General features: G+C 64.3%; 8 protein-coding genes. All 8 read right to left on the bottom strand.

Annotation, left to right across the window (positions count from 1 at the left end; translation table 11 throughout):
• Positions 1-4 precede the first annotated feature (4 nt).
• A complete protein-coding gene (locus ACWEFV_RS31550) occupies positions 5-913 on the bottom strand; it encodes an ESX secretion-associated protein EspG (protein WP_214398649.1) in 909 nt (302 codons plus the stop codon).
• Positions 914-1013: 100 nt separating this feature from the next.
• A complete protein-coding gene (locus ACWEFV_RS31545; RefSeq protein WP_214398658.1) occupies positions 1014-1298 on the bottom strand; it encodes a WXG100 family type VII secretion target in 285 nt (94 codons plus the stop codon).
• 43 nt (positions 1299-1341) lie between these two features.
• On the bottom strand, positions 1342-1641 hold the full coding sequence (locus ACWEFV_RS31540) for a WXG100 family type VII secretion target (RefSeq protein WP_214398650.1): 300 nt from the start codon (positions 1639-1641) through the stop codon (positions 1342-1344).
• 162 nt (positions 1642-1803) lie between these two features.
• On the bottom strand, positions 1804-2982 hold the full coding sequence (locus tag ACWEFV_RS31535; RefSeq protein ID WP_214398651.1) for a PPE family protein: 1179 nt from the start codon (positions 2980-2982) through the stop codon (positions 1804-1806).
• 29 nt (positions 2983-3011) lie between these two features.
• Positions 3012-3308: a PE family protein gene (locus ACWEFV_RS31530; protein WP_214398652.1), complete on the bottom strand. Its 297-nt coding sequence runs from the start codon at positions 3306-3308 to the stop codon at positions 3012-3014.
• A gap of 70 nt (positions 3309-3378) precedes the next feature.
• Entirely contained in the window at positions 3379-7611 is a 4233-nt protein-coding gene (gene eccCa / locus ACWEFV_RS31525) for a type VII secretion protein EccCa (protein WP_214398653.1), read from the bottom strand.
• A complete protein-coding gene (gene eccB, locus ACWEFV_RS31520; RefSeq protein WP_214398654.1) occupies positions 7608-9149 on the bottom strand; it encodes a type VII secretion protein EccB in 1542 nt (513 codons plus the stop codon). Before eccB ends, eccCa begins: the two co-directional genes overlap by 4 nt.
• A gap of 140 nt (positions 9150-9289) precedes the next feature.
• Positions 9290-9843 (bottom strand): C40 family peptidase (locus ACWEFV_RS31515; protein WP_450073078.1); only part of this gene is annotated, 554 nt, incomplete at its 5' end.

Here is a 9843-nt window from a genome sequence, read left to right as displayed (position 1 = left end):
CATGTCATGAACGGCGATGTGTCTCCCACGACCGCACTCCCACCCCTGCCAGTACCGTCTTGACCCCCTGCTCGACCTGGGCGGCGCTGCCCGGTGCGATCGTCATCCATTCCTGCGCAGCCCCGCGCACCGAGGGCAGCTGATAGAGCACGACCCTGCCAGCATCGCTGTCTCGGACGTCGAGCGTGGAAGAACTGGTATGTACCGCCGCTTCGTCGTGAGCGCGCGCATACAGCACCGCCTCGGCCACCGGCGCATCCATGAGCTCACCGAGCTCGGCGAGGTCGGCCGCCCGCACACCGATGGTGCGCAACGCAGCGTCACGCTGCGGCGAATCCGCCTCAAGGCCGGCCCGTTCGGCGGCCGCGGTCAGGATCTCCTCCAGGGGCACATTGATCGCGGTCATCCGCGAAGGCCCACATGGATGCAGCGTGTCGAGCAATCCCACGACAAGGTCGGCCAGCCAACGCGCGTCGCCGCCGTCGACGTCGTCGATCGTCACGTCATCGCCCGCGCGTACGGCCGATACCCAATGTCCGTCCTGACGCGCCAGCACCACCCTCAACTCGCCCTCCGGAATCGACCGCCATGTGCTCGGATCGTTGAGATCGGGAACGGACTGTTGCCGCGCGCCCGGGCCAACCTGCACGGCCACCTCGACGTCGGGAACCGCAAGCACCCGAAGCCTCCGCGTCAGTGCCTCGATAACGCGTCCGTCTGGGCCGACCAGGCCTTGCTCGCGCAGGGCTTCGACCGCAGGGTTGTCGTGGAGCCAGTCATCGGTGCGGGCAGCGCCGTAGGGCCACGCCGCCAGTTCCGGTGCCAGGCGGGGGATTCCGAGCATGGCTTGCAGCACCCAGAGGGCTTTCATGCTGACGGTCACGTCGGCCGTAGTCTCGCGTGTCGCGCTCATAGTCGCTCTCGTTTCTGAGTGTCGTTAATACGGCAAAGCGGCGGCACCCGTGTCGCAGGGTGCCGCCGCTTCTCGCCGCGATGAGTCGTTGGGCGTGGGCCTAGATCCACGAACCGCCGACGGCGCTGTCGGTGTGCGCCATGTTGTTGCCGGCTGTGCGCACCTTGCTGCCGTGCTCGCTCAGCGCCTGGTAGATGGTTTGGAAGTTGCGGCCGAGCTCGGTGACGAACTGGGTGTAGGCGTTGCTGCCGGCGCCGCCCCAGAACTCCGCCGTCGCTTCGACGTCGCGCAGGATGGCCTGATGCACCGCCTCCAGCTGCCCGGCCTGTGCGGTCAGGGTCAGGCCGTGATGGTCGACGTCCTCGAATCCGTACTTCATCGGCATTGACATGGTTGATTTTCTCCTCAGTAGATGTCGGGGGTTGTCGTTAGCTCGACAGAATCTGGGTCGACTCGTGCTCGCGCGTCTCGTACTCATCGGCGCTGCGATTGAGCTTGTCGCTCACGTCCTGGGTCATGGACACGATGTTGCGGAATGCGCGCATCATCTCTTCGAGCGTCCCTGACGACGTCGTGTTGGCGGCGCCCGACCAGCCTGCGCCGGAGATCGAATTCGCCGACGCCCAGGCCTTGTTGGCCTCAGAGTCGATCGTCTGGGAGTGTGCGTGGAACTTGCCGGCGTAGTCGCGCATCGCCGCCGGATCGCTGAGGAAGTTCGCCACAGGCATGTGTTTCTCCTTGTTATGGAAAATGGCAGTTCAATTTTGTGTTTGCTGGCCGCAATTTGAAGTCTAGTGGCGGGGTATGCCACTGCAACGGTCAAAAGAAACTAGTTGGAAAAATCTTTGACCCCCTCTTTGTGTCACTCGCACAGGATCGTGTGTGCCTGGTCATCGCGGATCCGGAAGTACCCGTACCACCGTTCCGTAGCGGGGCTGCCCGCCGTCCCCCTGGCCGTCACGGCCTCCCATCGCGCCCACCGGTGCGCCGGCCATGCCGGTACCGGATGCTGGCACCGCACCGGTCGGTGTGGTCGCCGACGCTGGTACCACCGTGGTGCTGGTTGTCGCGTTGTTCTGGGTGCCGGCCGCCCAGGTTGCCGGCACCGACAGTCCACTGATGCTGCCGCCGCGGCCCAGGGCCGCTGACACCGGACCCGCGCCTCCGCTGGCCAGACCACCGCCACCGCTGCTGAGTGCTGAAAGGGCGCCCGTCGGTGCGGCGGTGACGCCCGAGGCGTTGACGGCGCTGGTCAACCCGGGGTTGTTCAGTGCTCCCATGAGCGGGCTCAACAGCGATTGAAACTGGCCCATGCTCTGCAGCGGTGCCGTCGCTGGCTGGGAAAACCCTTGCAGCGCTTGCGGAATCATGCTCATGAACTGTGGGCCCATGGACAGCATGGACTGTGCGTCCATGTTGCCGGGCATCGAGGTGGTTTGCAGGCTTGCGTTGGCGACTTTCTGGCTGGCATTGCCTGCCGCCTTGCCGCCGGCCTCGGTGACCGCCAAGCCTTGGGCGGCTAGTCCCGCCGGGTTGGTGTTCGGCGGCGGTGGGATGAACGGGGTGGCCGCAAGTCCACTGGACAGTCCCGCTGCGTCGGCGGAATAGCCGTAGAGCACTGTGGCGTCCTGTACCCACATCTCTTCGTAGGCCGCGATGGTGGCCGCGATCGCGCCACTGTTCACGCCAAGAAAGTTCGTGGCGATGAGGGCCTGTAGGAGATTGCGGTTGGCTTCGATGGCCGCCGGTGGAACCACTCCGGCTCGGGCGGTCTCGAACACCGCGGCCGCCTGAGTGGCGGCCACACCTGCTGCCTCTGACTGTGCTGCGGTGGCCAGGATCCACACCACGTACGGTGCGGCCGCTGTCGCCATCGACAGTGACGACGGTCCCTGCCAGGAGGTGGCTATCAGACTGTCGACGACAGCCTGATAGGCCGCACCGACGCTGCCGAGCTCGGCGGCCAGTGCGTGCCACGCTGCCGCGGCAGCGACCATGGGGCCCGAACCCGGTCCGGCGTACATCCGGCCAGAATTGATCTCCGGGGGAAGAGCACCGTAATCAGTCATCTGTCAGTCAGATCGAAGGTTCGCCGTTGCTACATCGAGGCCAGAATGTTGAGGGCTTCGGTGGCTTCGTAGCTGCCGGCCCCCACGCCCATCGTGGTCACGAACATCTCGTTGACCGCCGTGGCCACCCCGCCCGCCGCCTGGTACACCCCGCCATGGGTGGCGAAAGACAGAGCCAGCAGCGCCGAGGTTGGATCGGCTGCCGGCGGAAGAACGCCGGTGGTCGGAGCTGCGACGGCACCGTTGGCTGCCATCATGGTCGAGCCGAGTGCTTGCAGTTCACCGGCAGTTGCCAGCATTGCTGCAGGGCTGGTGTTGACAAACATGAGTTTCCTCCCGACGTCACGATTTCAGACTCAGCATAACGGCGGTCTAGGGGTTGCGCCGTAGCCAAAATCAAGCATTCTCAATACCCACCGGAACCCATCCCACCTGCACGTATGATCCCGATCCACCGGTACCCATCAAGAATCCGCGCCCTTGCGGCATGGGATGGCCTTTCCATCTTGCGCGGACAAAGCCTTCGTCCGGATCGGAGTCCATCACCAGCAAATCTGCATTTGCTTGCATCATTGTTGCTAGCAGGGGATCGCGTCCTGCCACGCTCATCCAGCCACCGAATTGACGGCTGTAGATGATGTGAAGGCCGACATCTTCAGCCGCATTTGCTGCCTCGATCAACGGTGTGAACACGTGGTTGTAATTGCCGCTCGGCAGCCGTTCGGCATCATCGATCACCAGGAAGATCTCCGGACCTGTCCAGGACTTCTCGAACGTGGCATCGATCGTGAGGTCCGCCTGCGGGAGCCGGTCGGCGAGAACCTTGCTGAGGCGTTCGGCCAGCTGCGCGGTGGTGTCGGTGCGGTAGGAGAAGGCCTCCACGTAGCTGTCGTCGAGCACCCGCAGCAGCCCGCGGCTCGGACTGATCAGCCAGACCTGCGCCGTGGGACGGGTGTCGTCGGCAGCGCGCACCGCTTTCGACGACCCGGGCGCATAGACCCGGCCGATCTCGCTCATGATCGCTGCACATGTCGTGGTACGCCCACATTGCCGGTTACCGGTGATCACCAAGAACGGCGAGCGGGCGTTGTCCAGGCCCACTGGCAACGAGAACTCGTTGACCGCCCACACCGCACCAGCGTGCTGATGAGCCGCAGCGGACTGGCGCAGCTGTGCGAGCTCGACGCGAGTGGGAAGTTGGCGCACGCGCGGAGCGGGCCGGTAACCCTTGGCCAGCTGAGTCACCCTGGCCACCACGCTTTGTGCTTCGAATACCCGCTCTCCGGTCCCTCGCAGAGCTGGGCGCGCCATCATGGTGTGCAGGCCGACTACATCCCACCCTTCCCGCAGATAGTTCTGCTTGACCATGCCGCGGCCCGGGCGGTTACTGGGTACCTTCTTGGCTTCTGTGGATTTCACCAGCCGCACGTTTGTCTCGTCGGCCTTCAACTCGATGCGGCCTTCGTTGAAGAGGTCACGCATCTGGGGAGACAACTCCTGGGGCTTGCTCACCGCGACCACCACGTGGATGCCGAAGCTGCCGCCTTCGCGGATCAACTTGTTGATCTCGTCGACGAGAACCTCTTTGCCGCGGAATGTCGACGCGGGGTCTGAGAGAGCCGCGAAGTTGTCGACGACCAGATAGACATCGCCGAACCGGTCCTGGGCCACCGGATCATCGGAGGCCTGCTCCCCCACTTGCCGGCGCAGAGCTGCTTTGCGCTTGCGGAACTCCTCCATAGAGGTCACACCCCACTCGAGGAATCCGCGACGGCGCAGGGTCAGCAGTTCCAATAGCTCTGACACCGTTCGCCGAATGGCATCTTCTTCCAGAATGGTCGCGACCCGGCCGACGTGCGGGAAATCGCTCACGCTCGCCAGCGAGGTGCCTGACAAAGCGAGCACGTAGAACTGCACCTGTTCTGGGGTATGGGTCATAGCTGCGGCGCAGATCAGGTCCACCAGCGTGGTGGTCTTACCCGAGCCCTGACCACCGAGGACCATCAAATTACCTGTGCCGTCGGCCAATAGCGGTTGCTGGTCCTGCTTGAACGGTCGGTCGATGACGCCGATCGGGAACATCAGGTTGGGCTGGGCAGCGTAGCGCTCATCCCACGGCCGGCCCAGATACATCTCCACGACGTCGTCGATAGTGCTCGGCGTGTCCAACGGCGGACCGAACAGCCGATGCGGTTCGAACGGGATCGCGCGGAGCTGGTCGATGATGACTTCACCGACCTTGGGCTTACGAATAGCACCGTCATCGTCCGACGAGGACGGTGCGCTGTCTGTCTCAACAGGCCGCGCCGGTTGCTCGTCCACTGCTGTGTCGCTGGGCTCGTCGACGATGATCGGTGCCACCGTGAACAGCTGCGGCTCAAAGTATCCCAACGAACCTGTCGACAGGTCGGCGTCGCTGTCGTCGTCTTTGACTGTGCCGGGTTTGCGATAGTCCCGCCACATGTACTCGAACTGAATCTTGGTCAGATCGTCTGTCAGGCCGATCCGCAGATACCCGAGTCCCTTCTTGTTCGGCAGGTTCGCAGACTGCGGAACTCCGGACGCCGCTGCACTGGCCGTTGAGTCGGTTCGCAGGGCCAGCCGATAACGAATGTTCGTCGTCAGCTTGTCCGCTCGTGAGTCCACCTCCTGGCTGGCCAGCAGAAGATGAACCCATAGGGAACGGCCCTGTCGGACGATCTGGTCGAAGATGACCGGTAGGTTCGGGTCCATTTTGAAGCCCTCGGTGAACTCGTCGACCACAACGAACAACCGAGGCATCGGAGCCAGCTGAGGACCGTTAGGGTCGCGGGCGGCGTCGGCTCGACGGCGGTTGTAGTCCTCCGCGTCGCCGGCATCGATCGCATCGCACATCGCCTTGCGTCGGGCGATCTCGCCGAACAGCGCGTCGACGAACCGGCCCAGCTGCGTCTGGTCATCTTCAAGGTCGGTCATGACGCACGACACGTGAGGTGCTCCGGTGAACGGCTTCACACCGGCTCCGCCCTTGAAGTCAGCGAGAACCAGTTGCAAAATCTCCGGCGAGTGACCCAAAAGCAGGCTGAGCACGAAGGTCTTCAGGCCCTCGGTCTTGCCGGATCCAGTTGTGCCGACCATGATTCCGTGCGGGCCGGCAGCAGTCTCCTTGATGTCGAGTATCAGCAACTCCCCGGTGTCTGCTCGCGTGCCGTACGGAGCTTTCATCCGGTCGTCGGACAAGATGTCCCTGCGGGGCCCCCACAACGCGTTGAAGTCGATGTTCGCCGGGTCGTCAATGGCGTAGTAGCTGAGTATGTCGCGGGCAGGCCCGGTGCCCAGATCCTCAGCGACATCGATCATTTCGTACGCTTCGGACAGCCGCAGCCGCGCCATACCCAGCGCGAAATTCTCCGCGTCCTCCCGGTCCATCTGGTCGGCGCGGGCGAAGAACGTCGGCTCGTTGTCGAGTTCGGGGGCGAAGGTGTTGAGATCACGCGGGACCGCGTCGATGTCGCCGGTTGGACTCACCCGCAGCAGGCGCTGTGGATTTGCGCTCGTGGGCACCTGGCCGCGTAAGTCGAAGACCGTGACACCCGCGACGCCCTCAGAGTTGATCAACGAGCTCCACGCGGACCCCTCGGTCACGTCGCTGATGATCACCGTGTGCGGAAGCGGCTGGATCTGATCCTTGGCCGCGCCGTGGCGCGGATTGAACCGGTCCCGGCCCTGCAGAACTGCGCTGTATTGCGCGTCGTAGAAGTCGCGCACTGACGGGTAGACCATCCGCAAACCGCCCGCGGCGTCCTGGACGCGGTTGTCGGCGACATGGGGAAGCCACTTGAGCCAATCCCATTCCTCCATGTCGTCGGTGATCGCGATCAGCTGCAGATGATCGGGCCCATGAGAGAACACCATCTGGCACACAATCGCGCGCATCAACGCCAGAACACGTTCGCGATCGCCATCCAGCCGCCAGCCCGGTTCGACGAGCAGCGAAATCAATGCCGGCGTTCCATAGGTGACCTGCTGGGCACGCACGAACTCCTGCAATGCAACCCCGGTCGCCGGCTCCATCTCGATATCGGTGGGCATGTCGGCCGGCTCGTTGAAGGACACCGCTTGTGCCTGCTTCAACGACGTCATTCCCACGCCCACACGGATCACGCCGAACCAGGTATCGCGCCCGGCCGGGCTGCGCTCCCACATCCTGCGCCCACCGAGTCCGGCTTCCAACGTCGACGTCGGCGGGTGATACCAGCGGAAGTTCTCATCCAGATCATCGGCGGCTCGGTCCGAGTCCCGCCGCAGCTCATCAAGTTTCACCATGAACTGGGCGCGCAGCGCGTCCATCTTGCCTCGCGACATCTGGTTGCCGCCGCCGAACCGGCTACCGAACAGCATCGCGATGATGCCGCCGACCATCAGGATCGGAAACAGCGCACCGACCCCGTTGAAGGTTCGTGCACCGCTGGCGAACGAGACCACCACGATGCCGCCGACAAGACCGATGACGCCGATGGCCACCACGACCAGCCACCACGGCTTGCCCTCGGGCACAGGAACTTTCAAGGGAGCCAGCAGATTGATCTGCCTGGGCGTGATTTTGCGCGGGGCTTCAAGAACCGTTTCGCGACCAAAACTCTTTTTCACTTCGGCTGCCTCAACTCCCCTGGCTGTTGATCTGTCGGCAAAATGTCATGGGTCACCGCCGCATCCGCTTTCGACAACACTGGGCCCAGCGTTAGCAGCTTGAGAACCACCCACGGTGCCGGGATGGTCGCTGTGCCAAACCCCAGCGCGCGCTCTGTGTCCTGGTCGCGAGGCACCCCGAACCGAGCGCCCCACTCAGAGATGAACCATTGGGTTTCCACGGTGGCCGCGGCCGGATCGTTGCCCGTGGATGCCACGTAGTTCGCCGCATCCGGCCCGAAATACACCTTGTCGGCCAACGCGCCGGAGGGGTCGGGCTTGGCCCTGGAGACGACCCTGTCGACCTTGTCAGCCGCGATCGGCACCGTCGGACCCGACACCAGCGAGGTCTGCGCACGGCCCTCTCCGATCGTCTTCTGCCACCACCAACACGTGGCCGGATTGGCCTCGGTATCCACCAGCCGCAACCGTTGATCCGGATAGGCCGAGACGTCCAAACTGTCGGTCACCGGCAGGTCTGCAAGCGCCGGGCCGGCCAGGACTGGCATCGCTGCACCTGATCCGTTGGCATTCTGCAAGATCTGCGCCACCACCGGTGAGACCGTCTGCATCCCAGTGGCCAACACCACCGAGTACGTGAGATCTCCACCGACTTGCGGTGTCGACACCACCGTGCCCACCGGACCCGGGGCCTTCGGAAAGCTCGCTGGCTCACCGAGTTTGGGAATCACCGGCACCGACAACGCCGAGCCGACCGGTATCGCGTCGAACAACGCCTTGCTCATCGGCCGAGCCGAGGAGATGTCGTCAGCACTCACCCCCAACGCCAGCAGCACCGGACGCTGGGCCGGGTCAACCTTGGAGCGGCGGCCGTCGCGGATCAGCCATACCCCGTCGTTGTAGCGCAGCAGCACGGCATCCTGCGGGTCGAGAACCCGCCGGCGGTCGGACAGGTCAGGTTGGCCGTCAATCACGGTCACCGTCACCGGTTCGGGGGCGCCGGCGCCGAATGCCTTCGTGACCGCATCGCACACCAGCCACGACGATGTGGGCGGGGACGTCACCGCCAACTGGTCCGGGGCGCCGGGGATGCCCACCAGCGTTCCTCGCGGTCGTGATTCGATCTCGCTGTTGCGGACCCGCACAGGGTTGTCCGGAGATCCCGCGATCAATCGCGCCGAGGCAAGATTCAGAACGGGCCGCAGTGTTTCGCCGACCCGCACATACAGGGCGTTCGTGTTCTGGTCAGCGATGATCTTGGCCTGGCCCGCCGACCCTGCCGGGCGCAGAAACGACCAGAACAGGGCGCCGAGGCAGATCACCACCACGACGGTCGCACCGGCCAGATGAGCCATCGACTGCCTGCGGTGCTGATCGGACTCCATGCCGACATACCAGCGGGTCAATGCCGTGACGGCACGCCGCGCATTGAACTGGTGTGCGGTCACCTGCACTCGAGTTGCATAGCCCAGCCCGCGGCCCCGCCACCGCGACCCGCTTGAAGTCGCGTTCTGATCCGGTTCTTGCTGCTCAGCCACCCCGTCTACCTCCCCGTCCGCCTGGGCGAACGCATTCGCGTATCCCCAAACTAACGGTGGCCAGCACCCTCAACCACACCAAAATCCATCGATTCTCGCGCGATCACTGCGCCCCGGGATTGAGGCGGATGACCGGGTGGTCAGGCGACCCGCTTGACCACGATGGGCCCGGAGGGAATCGGCGAGTACTTCACAACCTCGCGCGAATTCGGCGCTTCGATCTGCATCGTCGGTGACACCGCCAGCGCCACATGCTCAGGAACCCCGGGAGCCGAGAAGTTCTGCAGGATGATGTCGCCGGCCTGGATGTCGCTGCGCGACACCGGCATACCCACACGTATCTGCTCATATGTTGTGCGCGGCAACGAGATACCCGCACTCGCATAGGCCTTTTGGACCAGTGACGAGCAGTCCCAGACATTAGGGCCATTCGCTCCGAGACGGTACGGCTTACCCAGCTGAGCTTTGGCGAACGCGATAGCTTGCTCGATGGTCCCGTTAGGGGCGCGGCCCTGTCCGAACAGCGCATTGACCTGCTGCTCCGCGCCGGATGCGCCGCGGTGACCATTCTGGCCGCGGCCGAGTGAGGTGAGGCCGGCCAAGGCGTTGAGTCCGGGGATACCACCACCACCGCCACCTCCGGTGGGCATGCCGCCACCACCGAAGCTGGGCATCCCCATCCCGCCCATCATCC

The sequence above is a fragment of the Mycobacterium sp. NPDC004974 genome, from assembly GCF_053600815.1.
Note: the sequence above shows the minus strand (reverse complement) of the source record. Positions and strands in the feature narration are given on the sequence as shown.